At 38.2% G+C, this 18,082-nt stretch carries 17 protein-coding genes; 16 read left to right on the top strand and 1 reads right to left on the bottom strand.

Features of this window, described 5'->3' with window-relative positions; translation table 11 throughout:
• Window positions 1-283 precede the first annotated feature (283 nt).
• The 6 genes from PLH43_RS05055 (at window position 284) to PLH43_RS05030 (ending at window position 5,543) form a co-directional block, all read left to right on the top strand.
• The gene (locus PLH43_RS05055; protein ID WP_324360743.1) at window positions 284-784 is read left to right on the top strand and encodes a chemotaxis protein CheW; all 501 of its coding nucleotides are present in this window, start codon (window positions 284-286) and stop codon (window positions 782-784) included.
• Between the two features lie 96 nt (window positions 785-880).
• Window positions 881-3,379, top strand: coding sequence for a methyl-accepting chemotaxis protein (locus PLH43_RS05050; protein ID WP_324360741.1), 2,499 nt, complete (start codon window positions 881-883; stop codon window positions 3,377-3,379).
• Window positions 3,380-3,500: 121 nt separating this feature from the next.
• Window positions 3,501-3,911, top strand: a complete 411-nt coding sequence (locus PLH43_RS05045; protein ID WP_324360739.1) for a hypothetical protein — start codon at window positions 3,501-3,503, stop codon at window positions 3,909-3,911.
• A gap of 221 nt (window positions 3,912-4,132) precedes the next feature.
• The gene (locus tag PLH43_RS05040) at window positions 4,133-4,558 is read left to right on the top strand and encodes a DUF4190 domain-containing protein (RefSeq protein ID WP_324360737.1); all 426 of its coding nucleotides are present in this window, start codon (window positions 4,133-4,135) and stop codon (window positions 4,556-4,558) included.
• A gap of 117 nt (window positions 4,559-4,675) precedes the next feature.
• Entirely contained in the window at window positions 4,676-5,071 is a 396-nt protein-coding gene (locus PLH43_RS05035; RefSeq protein ID WP_324360735.1) for a DUF4190 domain-containing protein, read from the top strand.
• A 19-nt stretch (window positions 5,072-5,090) separates the two neighbouring features.
• Complete coding sequence (locus PLH43_RS05030) at window positions 5,091-5,543, top strand: DUF2752 domain-containing protein (RefSeq protein WP_324360733.1); 453 nt, start codon at window positions 5,091-5,093, stop codon at window positions 5,541-5,543.
• Between the two features lie 47 nt (window positions 5,544-5,590).
• Here PLH43_RS05030 and PLH43_RS05025 read toward each other — a convergent pair whose 3' ends face one another.
• Window positions 5,591-6,766, bottom strand: a complete 1,176-nt coding sequence (locus tag PLH43_RS05025; protein ID WP_324360731.1) for a phosphoglycerate dehydrogenase — start codon at window positions 6,764-6,766, stop codon at window positions 5,591-5,593.
• Between the two features lie 328 nt (window positions 6,767-7,094).
• Between PLH43_RS05025 and PLH43_RS05020 the strand changes: the two genes are divergently transcribed.
• The 10 genes from PLH43_RS05020 (at window position 7,095) to PLH43_RS04975 (ending at window position 18,072) form a co-directional block, all read left to right on the top strand.
• Window positions 7,095-7,298, top strand: a complete 204-nt coding sequence (locus PLH43_RS05020) for a DUF896 domain-containing protein (protein WP_324360748.1) — start codon at window positions 7,095-7,097, stop codon at window positions 7,296-7,298.
• A 170-nt stretch (window positions 7,299-7,468) separates the two neighbouring features.
• Complete coding sequence (locus PLH43_RS05015; protein ID WP_324360729.1) at window positions 7,469-9,049, top strand: methyl-accepting chemotaxis protein; 1,581 nt, start codon at window positions 7,469-7,471, stop codon at window positions 9,047-9,049.
• Between the two features lie 284 nt (window positions 9,050-9,333).
• Window positions 9,334-9,972 (top strand): nitroreductase family protein, encoded by a 639-nt coding sequence (locus tag PLH43_RS05010; RefSeq protein WP_324360727.1) that lies wholly within the window; start codon window positions 9,334-9,336, stop codon window positions 9,970-9,972.
• Window positions 9,973-10,204: 232 nt separating this feature from the next.
• Window positions 10,205-12,835, top strand: coding sequence for a DNA translocase FtsK (locus tag PLH43_RS05005; protein ID WP_324360747.1), 2,631 nt, complete (start codon window positions 10,205-10,207; stop codon window positions 12,833-12,835).
• Window positions 12,836-12,918: 83 nt separating this feature from the next.
• Window positions 12,919-13,353, top strand: coding sequence for a PA2169 family four-helix-bundle protein (locus PLH43_RS05000; RefSeq protein ID WP_324360725.1), 435 nt, complete (start codon window positions 12,919-12,921; stop codon window positions 13,351-13,353).
• Between the two features lie 92 nt (window positions 13,354-13,445).
• A complete protein-coding gene (menA, locus tag PLH43_RS04995; protein ID WP_324360723.1) occupies window positions 13,446-14,408 on the top strand; it encodes a 1,4-dihydroxy-2-naphthoate polyprenyltransferase in 963 nt (320 codons plus the stop codon).
• Window positions 14,409-14,684: 276 nt separating this feature from the next.
• On the top strand, window positions 14,685-15,506 hold the full coding sequence (locus PLH43_RS04990; protein WP_324360721.1) for a rhomboid family intramembrane serine protease: 822 nt from the start codon (window positions 14,685-14,687) through the stop codon (window positions 15,504-15,506).
• Window positions 15,507-15,915: 409 nt separating this feature from the next.
• The gene (locus tag PLH43_RS04985; RefSeq protein ID WP_324360719.1) at window positions 15,916-16,554 is read left to right on the top strand and encodes a hypothetical protein; all 639 of its coding nucleotides are present in this window, start codon (window positions 15,916-15,918) and stop codon (window positions 16,552-16,554) included.
• A 164-nt stretch (window positions 16,555-16,718) separates the two neighbouring features.
• Window positions 16,719-17,462, top strand: coding sequence for a DUF975 family protein (locus tag PLH43_RS04980; RefSeq protein ID WP_324360717.1), 744 nt, complete (start codon window positions 16,719-16,721; stop codon window positions 17,460-17,462).
• A gap of 160 nt (window positions 17,463-17,622) precedes the next feature.
• Window positions 17,623-18,072, top strand: a complete 450-nt coding sequence (locus PLH43_RS04975) for an FHA domain-containing protein (RefSeq protein WP_324360715.1) — start codon at window positions 17,623-17,625, stop codon at window positions 18,070-18,072.
• Window positions 18,073-18,082: the final 10 nt, after the last annotated feature.

Raw genomic sequence — 18,082 nt, 5'->3', positions numbered from 1 at the left:
ATTTTAGCGTGGTTATGGGCTCTTTTTCCCTCTTCTAACTGCAAAATTCAGGATTATATACATAATATTAAAAAAAATCAACTATTGATATTAAGAAATTTATAAAATAATACGATATTTACCAATGTAATAAATGTCTAGGACTCTAAAGTATGACAGTAATCATATGCAAAATATGTCTTTGTCTTAATTTGGCAGATTTAAGCTGCTTATTGAACGCTCTGTAAAATATTGTCGGTTGTAAAACAATTCCGGCGACTAATTTCAAAGGAGATGGTTGAAAATGCCAGATATTCAAAGTGAAGTTTTGGATCTTAACGAAGATACGCAGAAAGATATGTATCTTACGTTTTTGATTGGCAACGAAGAATACGGCATAGCAATCAAGTATGTAACGGAAATAGTTGGTATTCAGAAAATAATTGAAGTTCCAGAAATGCAGGAATATGTTAAAGGAATAATTAATTTAAGGGGCAAGGTAATACCGGTTATTGATGTAAGATTGATGTTGGGCCTTAAGGAAAAGGAATACAATGATAGAACCTGCACTATTGTGCTCGACGTCAGAGGAGTTCCTATTGGTCTCATTGTTGATGCAGTCGCGGAAGTTATGCAAATATCTGGGGAGAACATAGTTCCTCCACCTGAAATAAACGACGAAAGGAAGCAAAAGTACATAAACGGAATAGGGAGGACAGAAAACGGGATAAAACTGTTGGTAGATTGTGAGAAGTTGCTAACCAATAATGCTCTGGAAAATGTGCTTGAGAGAGTAGCACACTGATGGATTAAATTGTATACAAAATACAAAGACAATTAGAGTCCTAAGACAAAATGAGCAAATCAAAAAAGAAAATAAGAATCCAGGGAGGGAGTTATATTGATTAGCAAAATGAATTTAACAACCAAAATGATGGTGCTTATCGGTGCGGTTACAGCTGTGGCTTTGTCAGCAACAATTATTATCAGTTATGTATTATCAAGCAATATGGCAAAAGAAGAGGGATTTGACAAAGTTGAAGAAATGGCTTACAGATACGGCAATGAAGTAAAAGCCGAGATAGAAAAACCTCTTGACACTGCCAGAACTTTGGCCGAAACTTTTGAGGCAATGAGAGCCTCGAGTGTTCCAGATAGAAATGTAATGAACAGTATATTAAGAAATGTATTGGAGAAGGATCAAAGTTTTAATGGGGTATGGACATTATGGGAGCCCAATGCCCTTGACGGAAAGGATTCAGAGTATGCCGGTATGCCGGGATACGATGAAACCGGAAGGTTTTTACCTCTTTGGAACAGGGACACCGGCAAAATACAGCAAGTGGCGATAGTTGACTATGAGACGGGAGATTTCTACAACCTTCCGAAGCAAACCGGCCAGGAAACTGTTACCAATCCATACCTGTACCCGGTAGATGGTGAATATTCCCCAATGTCAAGTATTGTTGTTCCTATTAAATACAACGGTCAATTTGTAGGGGTTGCAGGGGTGGATGTTCTCTTAAACACTTTCCAGGACAAGGTTGTAAAAATAAAACCGTATGAAAGAGGGTATGCATCGCTTATTTCCAATGACGGTGTATACGTTGCAGATATGAAGGAAGATAACATTTTCACGCCAATAACTGACGAGAAGGCCAAAGCTGCAATAAAAAACGGCCAAGTATATACAACCACAGAGTTTTGCGAAATATTGCAGGAAGAGGTTTATAAGGTTTATGTTCCGATAAACTTCGGAAATACAACGACTCCCTGGTCTTTTGTTATAACAGCTCCAATGAGTGAAGTTATGGAAAAAGCCAACATGATCAGAAATTCGTCACTGATTTTAGGAATTGCGGCATTGGGAGTACTGTTGGTTGTTATTTTCTTTATTACCAGGAACATTGTAGGGCCGATTAAAGAGCTTACAAATGTAGCCGAGCAAATAGCGGAAGACAATCTTTCGGCAGAAATAAACATAATTAAAACTCAGGACGAGGTGGGGAACCTATCGAGGGCGTTCCATAAAATGCAGCAAAACCTGAAAGATATTGCTCAAATGGCAGAAAGAATAGCACAGGGAGATTTGTCGCAAGAGAAAATCTTGCAAGAAGACGGAAAAAGTGCCGGTGATTTGACAGGTGCCTTCAATGTGATGGTGTCAAACTTGAAGCAGTTAAAAAATGAAATTGATTCGATAACCATGGCAGTTGAGGAAGGTAAACTTGGCGTACGGGGCAACGAGGAAGCATTTAACGGAGGATGGAAGGAGCTGTTAAAGGGCATAAACAAGACCCTTGATGCTGTCATAGCACCTATAAGGGAAGCTTCACTTGTTTTGCAGGAAGTGGCAAAGGGTAATTTAAATGTTGCCGTAACAGGAGATTACAAAGGAGAAAATGCAATAATAAAAGATAATTTGAATATGACCATCGACAATATTAATCAGATACTCTGGGAGGTAACGGCAGCAGCCGAGAAGGTGGCAGCAAGCTCAAAACAAGTGGCTGCATCAAGTGAGTCACTGTCTCAAGGAGCAGCAGAACAGGCAAGTACAATAGAAGAAATAACATCATCGATGGAGCAAATATCAGCTCAGACCAGACAGAATGCATTAAATGCCAACAAGGCAAATGAACTGGCATTGACTGTAAAAAATAGTGCCATTGAAGGTAAAAATCATATGGAAGATATGCTTCAGTCAATGCAAAATATAAATAAATCCTCATCGGATATTTCACGAATAATCAAGGTAATAGACGATATTGCGTTCCAGACAAATATACTTGCATTGAACGCGGCAGTAGAGGCTGCAAGAGCCGGACAGCACGGAAAAGGCTTTGCTGTTGTTGCGGAAGAGGTCAGAAACTTGGCCGAAAGGAGTGCCAAAGCAGCGAGGGAGACCACCGAAATGATAGAAGGTTCTATAAGAACTGTGGAAGCCGGAACCAAAATAGCTCACGATACTGCCGATGCACTGAACAAAATAGTTGATGGTGTGACGGAAACGTCCGAGTTGGCGGGAGAAATAGCTGTGGCATCCAAGGAACAGGATCTGGGAATTTCACAGGTAAATCAAGCGATATCCCAAGTAGCGGAAGTAATACATGCAAATTCTGTAGAAGCGGAAGAGAGTGCTACTGCAAATGAAGAACTCTCAAAACAGGCAAATATTATGTTAAAGGACTCTTTGAGCAGATTCAAGCTAAAGGCAAATTCTTCGCAATCCTCAAAGCTTGATAGTATAAATCCTGAAGTTATGCGGATGCTTGAGAATATGCTTGAACGCAAAATGAATTCGCATTTGGATGAGTCAAAAAATAAAGTGAGCGAGAATAAACAGCCTGAGCCAAAAGCTCAGATATCACTGGACAATGAAGAGTTTGGCAAATATTAATGCTATATACCGGAATTAATGCTCCTTTTGCTATCCGAAATAAACCGAAGACTTGTGGAACTAAAGCTGGCGATTTACATAATATGTAATAGGAGATAGCAAAATAAAAGGAGAGAATAATATGTACGAATACTATCACAGCGAAGAAGAAAGGGCGATACCGTCAGAGGAGTTCCGCCAACAATTCGGACAGCAGTTTTTGCCTCCGTTTGGACAGTTTCAGCCGCCTTTTGGACCACCTTCCGGGACTCCGGGTGCATCGCCGGGGACGTCAGCGGGTGCTCCGCCGGGGCCGCCTCCTTCCTTTACACCTCAGCAGACCCAGGCACTGGGTTTGCTGGCAGTTGACCCTGGAGCTATAAGGCCATGTACCAATAGATTTGTTTTTATATGGTTAAATACCGGTGAAAGGTTTTGGGCATGGCTGAATTTTGTTGGAAGAAGATCGGCGGCAGGATGGAGATGGACAGGTTTTCGCTGGATTTACTTTGGAGTTGATTTAAGAAATATCCAAAGCTTTGTATGCTTCTAGTTCTCCTTAGACATGGCAAATTGCCGGTGTTTCGGATAAAAATCGGAAGCAAAAAACTTAAAAGATGTTTGGAGACGAAAAGCCTCCTTATTTTTTAATTACTTCCTGTAAAAAATTAAGCTAAAAAATTATGGAAAATTTGTGTTGAAAAAAGCTTGGAATTCATATAGAATTAACATGTATATTAAGATATTTGAGCAAATCAGACAGGGGGTTAGTTAATGAAATTATGTCCTAACTGTGGCAAGATAAATGAAGATTTTCTTGACACCTGCAGCCAATGCGGGTCTTTGCTGAACAATGAGGGAGAGTACAATACATATGCCGGCGTTAATGAGATGCAATACGGTAAAACCAATGGTTTTGCAATAGCATCATTGGTGCTTGGAATATCAAACTTTTTGCTTTCATGCTGCTGTGGTCTTGGCATTATACCTTCAATACTGGCCGTAGTATTCGGCTTTATGGCTAAAAATAAGATAAAGCAGTCAAATGGGTTGGAAAAAGGAGACGGATTGGCACTGGCAGGAATTATTTTGGGCTTTATAGGAATTGGATTGGCATTGCTTTCTCTTGTGTTGTCTCCGTTTTTCTGGCAGGGATTTATGGAAGGACTTACTGGAGAAGTCTATGAGTTTGATATATAATAAAACTATTACAAATGATTTAAAATAGCTATATAGATTTGCTTTTTTCAGCATTTCATTTTTAAGCGAAAGCTATGAAAATGAAATGCTTTTTAAATAATATGGAAGGTGCTATATATGAAAAAATGTCCTAAATGCAATTTTCTTAATGCGGATTATGCTGCTACATGCGGAGGATGCGGTGCTTCTTTTGGTTTGGGGATAGTCAAAAAATTTAAGGATCCTAAAACCAGTCTCTATGCAAAATATTCATTGGTACTTGGTATTATTTCGATACCGCTTATATATTTTTGCCTTGGGTGGATAACCGGAGCAACTGCTATTGCTTTCGGGATTGTGGCAAAATATAAAATAAAGAAGTCCTGCGGTACGCAGACAGGCGGCACTATGGCATTAATCGGAATAATTCTTGGTATTGTAGCGGTGGGAGCAGCTGTCGCCCTCCTTGTATATGCCGCTTTTATTGCAGAACCTTCAACACAAGGATTGAGCGAAATCTTTATATTTATCTAAAAGAGAGTGGGATTGATTTATGATTGAGACTTGTGCAAAAGGGAGCACCAAAAGGTTTGTAAATGAAGATTATATTTTACATGTATCAATTTTATTGCTCTGCTTTTTGCCGGTGATTCTATCCTTTTTGATGGTTACAAACGGGGATGTGGCTGCTTTAAAATTGGGAGAACGTTTTTTGAGGCTTGGGATTCCATGCGTTTTTAGGGCTGCCACGGGATATAACTGCCCGGCATGCGGAATGACTAGAAGCTTTATTTACATGAGTGATTTTAATATTGCCGCTGCCTGGTCCATGAACAGGGCAGGTGTCTTGTTATATTTGTTTTGCGTTCTTCAGATTCCTTACCGTCTGATGCTTACTTTCAATCGGAAAGTACCCTTTTCAAGACTTGTAGTTGCTTTGGGGGCTGTCCTTTTTGCAATCATTTGCACTATAGCGGCAGGACAGTTTGTTTTTCAGTTTTTCTAGAAAAGATATAAAAAACTCAGGGCTTTACGCAACCCTGAGTTTTTAGTTTATTTTGTCTTGTCAATTACCCTTACCATTCTTATTCCTTGTATTGCTCTTAGATTATCGACAATTTCAGCGGAAATTGAGCCTTCCACGTTTAAAATGGTATATCCGATTTTATCCTTGTGTTTACTTATCATATCTCCGATATTGATTCCGTTGCGAGCTATGAGGGAAGTAATTTGACCGAACATGTTGGGTACGTTGTCATGAGCGACAATTACTCTGACGTTTCCGGTGTGGGGAAGCTCACAGTTCGGGAAGTTTACGGAGTTTTTGATGTTGCCGTATTCAAGAAAATCACGAAGCTGGCTTGCTGCCATTACAGCGCAGTTCTCCTCGGATTCCGGTGTTGAAGCGCCAAGATGAGGCAGAGTAATGATATTCTCGTTTCCAAGGAGTTCATCTTCGGGGAAGTCGGTAACATAGCAGGCAACAGTGCCGTTTTCTATTGCGCAAAGCAGGTCTTTGTTGACTACAAGACCGCCTCTTGCAAAGTTCAGCAGCCTAACACCCTTCTTCATTAAGTCAAATTTGTCCTTGTTTATCATACCGCTGGTTTTTGAGTTATAGGGCACATGTATGGTTATGTAGTCACAGGTGGAAATGAGATAGTCAAGGCTCACAGCTTTTTCTACGGAGCTTGAAAGCTCCCAGGCGGAATCTATGGAAATAAACGGGTCATAACCGATTACTTCCATACCCAGGGAAAGAGCATCGTTGGCAACCATGACACCTATAGCGCCAAGACCGATAACTCCAAGCTTCTTTCCTTTTATTTCAGGTCCTGCGAATTGGGATTTGCCTTTTTCAACCAATTCAGCCACTTCACTGCCTTTTCCTTTGAGTGATTGAGCCCAGGAAATACCCTTGTAGACCTTGCGGGATGACATGAACAATGAAGCTAAAACAAGCTCTTTTACGGCATTGGCATTTGCACCCGGTGTATTGAAAACCACTATTCCCTTTTCGGTGCACTTTTCAACCGGAATGTTGTTGACTCCGGCACCGGCTCTTGCAATGGCTTTAAGACTTTGCGGAAGCTCCATGTTGAGCATGTCGTAGCTCCTTACAAGAATTGCGTCCGGGTTGGATATCTCGGTAGCTATTTCATAACTATCCCTAGGGAAAAGCTCCAAGCCTTTTAATGAAATCTTGTTAAGAGTTTGAATAGTATACATTTCGACTCTCCTTTATATTATTTATTACTGTTGCTTTAGATGGTTTATTTTTTAACAATCTATAGTGAAAAAAATAACCCTCATCGAGTACGTTTTTTTAAATGTAGTATATTTTAAATATATTATACTACTTTTCCATTTGCGGCTTCAAGGGGTGATTGAAAAAAGGCGAAAAACGAAGTGGATGGAATAGCAAAGATTTGAAATATTATCCCGATTTAAAAGAAAAAAGCTTTGTAAATTTTCGAAAAATTTATTATTATACTTATTATTATACTTGTTGAAAAAGTATGATTTATGTAAGGTGCATATTTTGAAAGGAGAACAGATCATGGAAGAATTGATAAAAAGGATTAACGAGCTTTCGAGAAAGTCTAAAACAATAGGACTTACGGACGAAGAAAAGGAAGAGCAACAGAGATTGAGACAGGAGTATTTAAAAATCTTCCGTAACAATTTTAAAGCAACCTTAGACTCCGTAGTTATAGTTGACAAAGACGGAAACAGGAGAGCATTGAGAAAGGACAATTAGCTATAGTTTTTGAAAGTATATGTTGCATATTACCTCTTATATATAAGAAGAAATTAATAAAGATTTAATTCTGTTTGGCCGATATTATTATGTAAAGCAAGATTGTTAAATATATAACCTTGTAGAGGGATTATATAGTAAAACTCAATAGCCGGAAAGGGGTAATATATGTGTTCAATTCTTTAATGAAGAAAATGTTGGGCACAGTAATATTAATATCTGCAATATGTACTGTATCGTTTTCCGCAATTATGTTTTATGTAGTTGAAGGTGCGGTTACAAGGCAAATGGAGAGTGACGGTAGGGCACTGGTTACATCCATAAAAAGGGAGATTATAAGCAATAATATTACTGAGCTGGATAAAATCGAGAAAATATTTAAAGACTTAAAAGAGGAAAGCAAAGGTAACATTGTTTATATGTCTATCACGGACGATAAACAGAATATACTTGTATCTTCCGACGGTGCGAAAGCCAATGACAATTTGGTGAACGGCAATTCAACTTCCGGAGATGAAAATACGGATGCCTTGTCCGGCGCGACAGAGTTTAGCGGTGAAAAAAGCAAAATTGACGCCATTACATCTGCTACAGTGGGGCTTATCTCGGAAACAAAAGAAGGGAAAAAAGTATACAATGTATCCATTCCTTTTTCGTCAGAGGCGATTCAATCCGGAAGTCTCAACGTGGGTATCTCTTTAGAAAGAATGTACAATGAAATTAGAAGCACTTTGCTAAACACTGCTTTAATTTCGGTGGTGATAGGGATTATTGCGGTCATAATAGGCTCTGTGATAGCGAATACGATAATAAATCCGATAATAAATCCGATAAAAGGTGTTATTCGAAAACTTGACGACTTTTCAAAGGGAGATTTTACTGTTGAGTTTTACTCTAAGGCCAATGATGAAACAAAGAAACTTACAACTGCGCTTAACACATCGATATCGATCCTGAAGGAAACCATAAAAAATGTTAAATACAGCATAGGCATGCTTAACAAATTTTCTGCGGAACTTGCCTATACAAGCAATGAGTCCGGGACTACCGGAGAGCAAATTTCTCAAAATATAGAAGATGTAACAATATCGATTGCGGATCAAGCATCAAATATTCAATATATAATTCAGATTTTGGAGGACTTCGGCAGTAAATTCGACAGAATGCTTGATGAAACAGGAAATGTTTTGGAGAGCAACAGTAAAATGAAAGAAATCACCGATGTTGAATACATTTCTCTTCAGAACTTGGTTAAATCAGTGGAAGATACAAAGGAATCCTTCAGTTCCACAATGGAAGAAGTAATATCCTTGAATAACGATGTTTTCGAAATAAATAAGATAACCGAGGTTATAAACAGCATTGCGGGGCAAACCAATTTGCTTGCGCTAAACGCTTCAATTGAATCGGCAAGAGCAGGGGAAGCAGGAAAAGGTTTTTCTGTTGTCGCAGACGAGATAAAAAAGCTTGCCGCTCAGGTAATGGGCTATTCAAACAATATTAACCAGCTTATTAGCAATATCACAAGAAATACTGAGAAAGTATTTAAAAACATCCAAACTATTTCCGAAAAGCTTGACAATCAGATGCAAACAATCAGGTATACGGTCACATCTTATGATAATATAAGGGTTGAGGCAGATAATGTAATTGAGCAAATTGAAAGTGTAACTGAATCCGTAAAAAGTCTGTCGCAGGAGAAGAATACTATAATCGAAAGAATTGGGGATATTTCCGGCACGTTTAGCTAGGTTGCGGCTTCAGCCGAGGAGATAACTGCATCCGTTCAAACAGAGGCGGAAAGTGTGCGCCAGCTTTCTGTAATGGCGCAGGAACTGAACAATCTTGCAAACAAACTCAATCAGGATGTGGGAGTGTTTATAGTTGAAAAGTAGAGCTTCGGCATCTTTGCCTTTTGGCTAAAAGCATAATTTTCGAAATATATGAATCCTATATATTTTGCAATATTCAAAATTAATGTAAAATATTTATAATAAAATATTTATTGCAAAATATATATAAGGGTGATGATGCAGTGAACAGATTTTTGGATCTTGCCGCAGAAAGAAGAAGTATCAGAAAGTTTCAGGATAGAGATGTTCCAGATGAGGATATCAAATATTTCATAGAGGCTGCTGTAAGAGCACCTAGCGGCTGCAACAGCCAGTGTTGGAAGTTTGTAGCCATAAAGGACAGAGAAATAATAAAAAGAATTGAGACTGCGGTAATTGAAGAACTGGATAAAATTTTGGAGATTAAAAGAAGCCAATTGTCCGAAGATTATCTAAATTCAAAGAGAAAAGCTGTGAGCTTTTTTGCCAAGGCTCCTTTGGTGATTGCAGTGTTTATGACAAAAGCGGAGTTTTATGACAAAACAATGGTACTTGCGCTGAAAGAACGGGGCTTGGACGATAAGGGTATTATGGACCTTTTTGCCAACTATGATTTACTGTCAATTGGAGCGGCGGTGGAGAATCTGCTGCTTGCAATACAGGAAAAGGGATACGGTGCCTGCTGGATGAATGAGCCTGCAATTGCGGCAGAGAGAATTAAGGAGATTTTGGAGATGGACAAAGATGACCGGTTTATAAGCCTGATACCTGTGGGAGTTCCCGCTTATACCCCGAGGGACAAAAAGATGAAAGAGCTTTCGGAAGTGTTTAAAATGTTGTAAGGCAAGGACAATTAATGGTTGGAAAAATAATGATGAGTTATAATTAAAAGCTTATGGGCATTTTTGCTCATGAGCTTTAAAAATTTGCTTTAATTGGATTTCCATTTTTTCTTTTACATCGAGCAGTAAATTTTACATTTAAGACTTAGGTTTTTTTTGACGAAGAAAAACTAGAATGATAAAATACAATTTGCAGGGTTATTTTAGTCATGTTTCACCAAAAAAAGGCGGTATGACAAGTTCTATGGGTACTTTAAGAGTTGGAAAATCAGGATATGCAAAAAAAATGAAAAAAAATCGGCGAAAACGCAGTTTTATAATTATTGCAGCTTTTATGGCATTAATTGGGCTTGTGTTTGCAAAAGGTTCAATAGGCCAATTCTTTAAGGTGTTTGCAATTGAAGCGGCTTTCGTCACAGGTGTTTTGTGCCTTTTGGCGGTTTATCGAAATAGGAACAGGAAAAAGCCAAAAACTGCAACCAGAATAAAAGCTCATGACAGTTCTTACAACAGAGCTGACTCAAACAGAAGCATCAAAAGGAATGAAGACTTTGACTCATATAATCTGAGGACAAGAAAAAACAACTTCAATTGGATTGTTGATGAGAATGTTGCAGGCGGGTCCGGCAGTTCATTGTCCGAAGGAAAACAAGTTTCCACTGAAAAGATAAAGCTGGGCGAAGACAGGATGGGTTCTTCCGAAGCTGATATTAAAGCCAGAGTGGCAAACTGGGTTGAAAATGTGGATTATTCCGGAAATGTATTTAGAAGAATTATTGAAAGTCAAATGAAATCCATAAAAGAATTGGAGAATCCGGAAAACATAAGGCAAAACTTATTTGTAGAGCCTAAGTCCATGAGCGATGGAGCGGAATTTGAAGAAGCTCACGAGGCAGAATACATATACAAAGACGAGCGAATGAATAATACTGATAATATTGTGTCGGAAGTTTCCGCGATAGAAGCAGAAAAGACAGAAGAGCTTTATAAGAGGGAAGACCTTTATAAAGGCATAAGGAATGCGGAAAACGAAGCAACAATAATGGAATATTCGGACGATGATCCGGAAGAAACAGAGATTACGGCAGATTTTATGGAATTTGAAGATATGAAAGATAATATAGTGGAAGCAGTAAGTATCGGAGATTTTGAAGAATTGATAGAATTTGAGGACATGGATAAATATGCGCAAAATAATGCGAAAAGAGTGGAATACGTAGAAGAACCGGCAGGATTTGAAGAAGTAATTGAAGGTATGAAAGACGGCATGGATGAAGCAGAAGAAGATATAAGAGAATTTGCGCAATTTAAGGATACGTATGAAGAAGATACATATGAAATGAAAGAATTGCAGTACATCGGTGATGAATCAGGGTGTAATGAATTCGAAAAAATAGGACAGGCAGAGCAAAACAGGTATCCAAGCCGGGAAATGGAGCCTGTATTTCCGCCGATGGAGCTTTTAAAGCAGGCAGAGAGCAAAAACGGCTCCTACGAGTCGAAATATAATTCCGAAATAAGAGCCAAAAAGCTTATTGATACTTTGGAGAGCTTTGGTGTGAGGGCAAAGATTATTAATATCAGTGAAGGTCCCTCTGTAACAAGGTATGAACTCCAACCGGATTATGGCGTCAAGGTAAGCAAAATTGTAAGCCTTACCGATGATATTGCATTAAACCTTGCAGCAGTAGGTGTGAGGATAGAAGCACCCATACCCGGGAAGGCGGCCATAGGGATTGAAATACCGAATGAGAAGGTTACTCCGGTCTTGCTCCGCGAGGTAATTGAGTCGGATGAATTTCAAAACCATCCGTCAAAGCTTTCTTTTGCTGTGGGAAAAGATATTGCCGGAAAACCTGTGGTTGCCGACATTGCCCAAATGCCCCATCTGCTTATTGCAGGCGCCACAGGCTCGGGAAAAAGTGTTTGCATTAATACATTGATAACAAGTATTCTTTACAAGGCATCGCCCAAGGATGTAAGGCTTTTGATGGTGGACCCGAAGGTTGTGGAGCTTAGTATTTACAACGGAATACCCCATCTTTTGATTCCGGTGGTGACTGACCCGAAAAAGGCGGCAGGAGCACTAAATTGGGCGGTGCAGGAGATGACAAACCGCTACAAGCTTTTTGCGGAAAATAGTGTTCGGGACCTTGAAGGTTATAATCATATGATGATAAGAGAAGGGGGCCAAACCCTTCCCCAGATAGTTATAATAATTGACGAGCTGGCAGACCTTATGATGGTTGCACCCAACGATGTTGAGGATTGTATCTGCAGATTGGCTCAAATGGCAAGGGCTGCAGGCATGTACCTTGTGATTGCAACGCAAAGGCCGTCCGTCAACGTCATAACAGGGGTTATTAAGGCAAATGTTCCTTCGAGAATATCTTTTGCAGTATCATCCCAGATTGATTCACGAACCATATTGGATATGTCAGGTGCAGAAAAGCTGCTTGGCAAAGGGGATATGCTGTTTTACCCCCGTGGTATTCCAAAGCCTGTGAGAGTGCAGGGAGCACTGATAACGGATACAGAAGTTGAAAGTATAGTATCCTTTATGAAATCCACGCAGCAGGCTCAGTATGACGATGAGGTCATAAATAAAATCGACAGCCACGCTGACGAAACCCAACCTTTTTCCGAAGAAGATGATGAGCTGTTGCCCCAGGTTATAGATATGATAATCGAATATGAGCAGGCATCCACATCATTGATTCAAAGAAAGTTCAAGATTGGGTATTCAAGGGCGGCAAGAATAATGGATCAGCTGGAGGCAAATGGCGTGATAGGGCCTTTTGAAGGCAGCAAGCCGAGAAAAGTGTTGATTACAAAGCAGCAGTGGCAGGAGATGAGCAGCTGATACACACATTGTCCTTTTATTTTGAATAAAGCAGAGTTTTTTGAGAAAACTAAGTCTAAAATTGATTTAAAGGAGAAATTTATATGGACAATAGGGACAATGTGGTTGTTAAAGAGTTAAATTCATTGCTTGAAGGAAATTATATGGCAGTACACGGGTATGAAAGGTATATTCAGCATGTAAAGGACCCGAATGTGAAAAAAGAACTTCAGAGAATTCAACAGGAGCACAAGCAGAATTCGGCACTAATTGCAGAGAGGATTCAAAATTTGGGCGGAGTTCCGGTTGACGGACCGGGCTTTAAGGGCACTATGGCTGAGACTATGAACAAGCTTAAAGGAACATCCGACGATACGGAGTTTATTGTAAAAGATGCTGCGGAAAGTGAGAATAAAGGCATAAAAATGGCTGAGGAGCTTGTAAGAGGAGACCTTGATGACGAAAGCCGAAAAGTTGTTGAAAAGATACTGGATGTAAACCGAAAGCATGTGTCACAACTTAATAATCTGCTTCACTGATAAAGAAAAATATATTAAAAAAATATTTAATTATTAAATGAAATATTTTATTATAACTACAGAATAAAATTACATCTGTAGGGGGCTGGCGGATGCGTGTAGACAGCTTTTTGAAACTGGTTGAGATTAAGACGAAGATTGCCAGCATGGTGCCTTTCATGCTGGGGACGGTATATGCAATATATCGTTTTGATGTCTTTAATGTTAAAAACTTTTTTTTCCTGTTCATATCCCTTCTGTGTTTTGATATGGTTACAACTGCTCTAAATAATTATTTTGATTATAAAAGGGCAGCCAAAAAAGAGGGATATAATTATGAAGAGCATAATGCAATAGTTCGGGACAAACTTGGCGAAGCACGGGTAATTACGGTTATACTGTTTCTTATGTGTGTAGCAGTATTGTTTGGAATATTGCTTTATATGAATACAAATATTATTGTGCTATTGGTGGGGGTAATATCCTTTGCTGTCGGGATTGTTTATTCCTTCGGCCCCCTTCCGATTTCCCGAATGCCTTTGGGTGAAGTGTTTTCGGGGTTCTTTATGGGCTTTGTAATAATATTTCTTGCCGTATTCGTACATATTTATGACCGGGATATTGTCCTCTTGGCTCTTGAGGGACAATTTTTATCCTTGAAGCTAAATATTGCGGAAGTATTATATGTTTTTGCTTTCTCTATTCCGGCAGTCTGCGGGATTGCCAATATAATGCTTGCAAATAATATATGTGATGTGGAGGACGATATAGAAAACAGGAGATATACTCTTCCCATTTATATAGGAAAAGAAAAAGCTCTATGGCTGTTTGAAGCTCTCTATTACATTGCTTTTATTGACATACTACTCCTTAGCGTTTTTAGAATTGTGCCTTTCATAATGTTGTTGGTTTTACTTGTATTTATACCAGTTAAGAAGAATATAAACCTTTTTAGAAAAAAACAAACGAAGAAAGACACCTTCGAGCTTGCGGTAAAAAATTTTGTGGCAATATGCGGTTCTCAATTGCTTTCGCTTGTTGTTTCCACTGTTTTCTCACTTGTAAATTTACTTTAATTTCTATTTTGACTCAAACTTATATCTAGGTTCCAACTTATAATTTAACTTTAACTTGGAATTAAACTTAAACTTAAAGTTTAATTCCAACTATAGGATTTATAACTAAACCGTTGGCTTTCCAACTGTTTAAAATATAAAACAACTCATGTTAAGGATTAGTGATTTATATTTCAGGGAATAATTTTTTATAAAAGGATTTTTTGATATGAGTGTCGAATAGAATATATGGAAATCCACTTGTACATTGAAAACGTCAGGAAAGGATTGTTTTTATTGAATTGGATTGATAAACTGGAGCGTAAATACGGGCGGTTTGCTATTAAAAATCTAATAAAGTATTTGATAATAGGTAATGCCTTTGTATTTATATTAAGTCTTTTTGACGGTTTCGCATATATTGAGTCCTGGCTTACATTGGAGCCTTCATTGGTCATGAAAGGCCAGATTTGGAGGCTGATAACTTTTGTTTTTGTTCCTTTTGTGGGAAGTTTTTGGGTAATTTTTGCATTGTATATTTTCTACATATTTGGCGAGGCTCTGGAACGCTACTGGGGAAGCTTCAGATTCAATCTCTACTATTTTATAGGCGTATTGGCGGCAATAGTAGCTGCATTTTTGGGCGACTTCTGGGGCGGCAAGGTAACTTCAGAGTTTTTGTACATGTCCATCTTTCTGGCTTTTGCTTATCTTAACCCCAATTACAAGATTCTTTTGTTTTTCATAATTCCGGTCAAAATTAAGTATTTGGCGTGGTTTGATGTTATCTTTACGGTACTGTCCATTATTTTCAGACCGGAGACAAGAATTGTCGCTTTATTGTCCTTCACAAGTTTCATAGTGTTCTTTGGAAAGGAGGTTTTTGATGAATATCTGTCTCCGAATATACGAAAACTTGACAGAAAGCGCAGACGCAGAAAATTTCAAGTAATCGCATCTTCTGTCAAAACCCCGGAGATAATTTACACCTGCTGTGTATGCGGCAGAACATCAAAAGAACATCCTGAGCTTAAATTTGCATACTGCTTTAAATGCGGTAGTGATTATGAATACTGTCAGGAGCATCTTAAAAATCATGAACATATCATTAGGCACTGATTTTCCCGCTAACATTAAGCAAAAATCGTGTTCGATTCATTTGACACAGCATTCAATTAATTAATAAAAAGTTTACAATTCTTTAATTGACAGATTAACATTTCTTATATTAGAATTAAAATTGTTAAAGGAAACTATTCTGATTTTTAACTATTTTAATAATGGTATAATCTATTGGAGTTGCCGAGCGTTGCTGATTTTTATTGCTGTTTACCATGAATAATAATTCGAATTTATATATATAGTTACAAAGGGAGTAGCGATTTATAATTCAATATGATAAAGCAGCAGTGTTACTTCGAAAAATTACAAGACTCTGCATCTTGCATTTAAGGCACAGGTGTGGAGTTTTATTAGCGTTTTTATTGATTAAATTTAATAATTTACTGCCCGGAAAGGAGCGGATTTAATGAGACAGGATATATTCCCTCGAGACAATTTGCTTAGAGTTGACAACTCTAATCTATTGATTGGTGAGTCACCTGTTAAATACAGGGTCGAGGAGATATACCTTGATGGTAAGCTTAAAAAAGCGGAAGATGTAGATGAAGAAGAAAAAAGCTTTGGAATTTTTATGCACTCCCTTGTACTTAGCAATTATGCAGAAGTGATAAATGTCAATCATAAACGGTTGGACATCATTCATGATGAAAAAGAAAAAGCGATTTTTTACTATACAGAAGAAAAAGGCTTTGACAAGAGCCTTATTGAAAGCATAGTTCCCAAGGTTGAAGCCTTTAGCTTGAAAGGCAACAGCTTAAAAGTATCCACCCATATAATAAACGAAAAAATGCGTATAATTTCAAGGGGCACACCTGATGAGCTTATGAAAAGGTGCTCTTACATACTTATGGATTCAAAAATAGTAAAAAAGACGAGAAAGATTTACAAGGAAGTAAACGGAGTACTCAATGACATGATAAAGAGATGTTGTACGGTATATGCCCTGGCGATTAAGGATGTATCGAAAGCCGACATAATTACGAATGTTGATGCTTATGTCAACGGAATGACTCTCGTCGCTCTTATAGGAATGTGTCCTGCATAAATGGACTTGGATACTGGGACAATGCTTGTTGTTTTTTAACAATAATATTGTTAATGTGGTCTATTTCTGGTATAATTTTAATATTAAATTATATAGAGAATGGCTGTAAACACCCGACTATATAGTTATATTAATCTATTGTTTGCAAGCGTTAGGAGAAAGTTATGTGGACGAGAGAGTATCTTAAAAACAGAGCTAAAAAAGTCTTGGAAGTATCATACTGGAAAGCTTTTGCGGTAAGTATTGTTTTATGGATAGCAGCTGTGAATGGCGGCAGTGGAAGTGGTTTCGACGATGCTGTGGACTCTTTACCTCCCGAGCAAGTACTGATAGTTTTGCTGGTTGTAATTTGCCTGATGTTCTTGGCCATTGCATTTCGGGTTTTTGTCGGGTATCATCTCGAAGTTGGCGGAAGACGCTTCTTTATACAGAATGCACAGTTAGAAGGTATTGCCAGCGAAGAATTGAGTGTTTTGGGTTATGGGTTTAAAAGCAAAAGATACATGGATGTATTAAAGTCTATGCTTTATAGAGGAATTATGAATTCTCTGTGGTATTTGCTTCTCATAATTCCCGGTATCGTGAAATATTATGCCTATATAATGGTGCCGTATATCCTTGCCGACAACGCCAATATAGGACATAAACGTGCTCTCCAATTAAGTGAGCAGATGACTTACGGACATAAATTTAATATTTTTGTATTACAGTTGTCATTTATCGGATGGTACCTGTTGGGCTTACTTGCTTGTTGTATAGGTGTAATATTCGTACCTCCATATGAGCATGCTACAATGGCTGAGCTATACTTGGTGCTTCGTCATGAGGCTATTGAAAAGAATTTGTGTACCTGCGAGGAATTAATGCTGAATTCAATATTGCGGGATGACGGCCTAAGAGAGTTTTAATATAGTATTTGCAATTTGCATTAAAGAATAGGTTTTAAAAAGTTAAACGGGTTGATATCCGCGACCTGTTTAACTTTTTGTAATATACGCTGTGTACAAGTTTATATGTTGCCTTAAGTTTTCCTTAGGCTAAATAATTGCAGATAAGGATGGCATGGGTATGTTTGAAATAATACTGCTTCTTGTCAAGGTTGTTTTTACACTGGTTATATACCTGTTTATTTTAGGGGTCATACGCCTAATTTATCTTGATATTAAATCCATGAGTGTCAGCAAAACCGACAATGTGGGTTTTTATCCTTACCTTAAGCTTATAAATCAACGGGAGATGCTGAATTTCAAGGTTGAGGAAAATTATATTCTCAGAAAAAGTGTGACTATTGGGCGTAATGACAAGAATGATATAGTAATAAAGGACCCGTTTATTTCGGGGATTCATGCATATATTATGGCAGAAGAAGGATCAATCCTTATAAAAGATATGGGAAGCAAGAACGGAACTTTTGTTAACGGTGAAAGACTTAATGAAGGAGAAACAGTTTTGCTAAATGACGGTGATAACATTAAAATCGGAAATGTAAAATTCTTGTTTGTTTCGCTGAGTAAATGAGGTGTGTTCT

This window comes from Acetivibrio sp., from assembly GCF_035371925.1.
GTDB lineage: Bacteria > Bacillota > Clostridia > Acetivibrionales > Acetivibrionaceae > Hungateiclostridium.
The sequence above is the reverse complement of the archived record's forward strand: the minus strand, read 5'-3'. Positions and strand labels throughout refer to the sequence as shown.

What these genes read in the sequence shown, in the direction of transcription:
- PLH43_RS05040 (WP_324360737.1), top strand. Translation starts at nt 4,133, where the DNA reads ATGAAATTATGTCCTAACTGTGGCAAGATAAATGAAGATTTTCTTGAC.
- PLH43_RS04985 (WP_324360719.1), top strand. Translation starts at nt 15,916, where the DNA reads ATGAGACAGGATATATTCCCTCGAGACAATTTGCTTAGAGTTGACAAC.
- PLH43_RS05000 (WP_324360725.1), top strand. Translation starts at nt 12,919, where the DNA reads ATGGACAATAGGGACAATGTGGTTGTTAAAGAGTTAAATTCATTGCTT.
- PLH43_RS05005 (WP_324360747.1), top strand. Translation starts at nt 10,205, where the DNA reads ATGACAAGTTCTATGGGTACTTTAAGAGTTGGAAAATCAGGATATGCA.
- menA (WP_324360723.1), top strand. Translation starts at nt 13,446, where the DNA reads ATGCGTGTAGACAGCTTTTTGAAACTGGTTGAGATTAAGACGAAGATT.
- PLH43_RS05025 (WP_324360731.1), bottom strand. Translation starts at nt 6,766, where the DNA reads ATGTATACTATTCAAACTCTTAACAAGATTTCATTAAAAGGCTTGGAG.
- PLH43_RS04980 (WP_324360717.1), top strand. Translation starts at nt 16,719, where the DNA reads ATGTGGACGAGAGAGTATCTTAAAAACAGAGCTAAAAAAGTCTTGGAA.
- PLH43_RS05030 (WP_324360733.1), top strand. Translation starts at nt 5,091, where the DNA reads ATGATTGAGACTTGTGCAAAAGGGAGCACCAAAAGGTTTGTAAATGAA.
- PLH43_RS04975 (WP_324360715.1), top strand. Translation starts at nt 17,623, where the DNA reads ATGTTTGAAATAATACTGCTTCTTGTCAAGGTTGTTTTTACACTGGTT.
- PLH43_RS05045 (WP_324360739.1), top strand. Translation starts at nt 3,501, where the DNA reads ATGTACGAATACTATCACAGCGAAGAAGAAAGGGCGATACCGTCAGAG.
- PLH43_RS05055 (WP_324360743.1), top strand. Translation starts at nt 284, where the DNA reads ATGCCAGATATTCAAAGTGAAGTTTTGGATCTTAACGAAGATACGCAG.
- PLH43_RS05035 (WP_324360735.1), top strand. Translation starts at nt 4,676, where the DNA reads ATGAAAAAATGTCCTAAATGCAATTTTCTTAATGCGGATTATGCTGCT.